The 1267-nt window shown below is 33.9% G+C and carries 1 protein-coding gene; it reads right to left on the bottom strand.

Features of this window, described 5'->3' with window-relative positions; all coding sequences use genetic code 11:
- Nucleotides 1–1171 (bottom strand): Mur ligase family protein (locus FHL06_RS13410; RefSeq protein WP_153387124.1); only part of this gene is annotated, 1171 nt, incomplete at its 3' end.
- Nucleotides 1172–1267: the final 96 nt, after the last annotated feature.

The following is a 1267-nucleotide window of genomic DNA, read 5'->3' on the forward strand; positions in this document are numbered from 1 at the left end:
TCTTAGAACTTGGATATTCACGCTTGATGAAGCTCAAAAGAGCATTCATACTGGCATAATTGTGAGCATAATCTACAAAAATCGTTCCATGAGATTGGGTATTAATATGTTCCATTCTTCCGGGAACAAACGCTGATTTTAAACTATCAGCAATCACTTCGTTTTTAACACCGATCTTCTTGGCGGCAATTATTGCTGCCCCAGCATTTAACTCATTGAAGTCACCAACAAGGCCCAATTTGTATGTATATTCGCTATGTTCCTGTAAGTCCTCTGCTTTATCGCTTTCGGCTGTAAAGGTAAAGACAGAATCGTTCAAGTTTGATTCCTTGTTACGAATACTAAAATCAGTATCGCCAACTTCATTTTGAGCGAATCTGTAAATATCCTTATCAGTGCTTGTTTCTTTAGCTGCGGCATAAACTGTGTCGTAGTCATTTGTTTGACGATTAATAATATTGATCTTGGAATTGATCATTAATTGTTTCTTGCAATTCAAGTAGTCCTCATAAGTTGGATGTTCATTAGGTCCAATATGATCAGGTGTAATATTCAAGAATCCACCAATATCAAACTTCAAGCCATAAACACGATTCTTCTTATAAGCTTGAGAAGATACTTCCATAACTAAGTATTTAAGGCCATTATCAACACATCTTCTCATGTCACGGAATAATTCCAATGACTCTGGCGTTGTAAGATCTGACTTAAATTCATCTTTAGGATCTGGTCCCACAATACGATCAACGGTTGAAAATAGACCAACTTGTTTAGGATAAGCATTCTTCAAAATATCATATAGGAAGTATGATGTCGTTGTTTTTCCTTTAGTTCCGGTAAAAGCAACAATGAATAAATCATTTTCTGGATTGCCATAGTATTTGGCACTCAATAGAGCCAAAGCTTTTGAAGCATCCTTAACGATTAAACGATCAATATCCTTACTATATTCTTTTTCTGATACATAAATTTTGGCACCATTCTTAATAGCTTGATCCAAATATTCAGCTTTAAATTTATTACCCTTGCAGAAGAAAATTCCATTTGTTTGATCCGCTTTAGAATTGTAACTAATATTTGTTACTTCAAGGTTTTCATCACTAACTGAACTAGAAACCAGTAAATCATGCTTTTTCAAAATCTCTATCGCACTACTAATTTTTAAACTCATTTCTACACGCTCCTAAAATAAATGTTTAAAAAATTCTATGATTTGATTCCACCAAGATTTCTGGTTTGTCTTCTTATCTACTACTTTTTTAACATC

The organism is Companilactobacillus halodurans (genome assembly GCF_009600985.1).
Lineage (GTDB): Bacteria > Bacillota > Bacilli > Lactobacillales > Lactobacillaceae > Companilactobacillus > Companilactobacillus halodurans.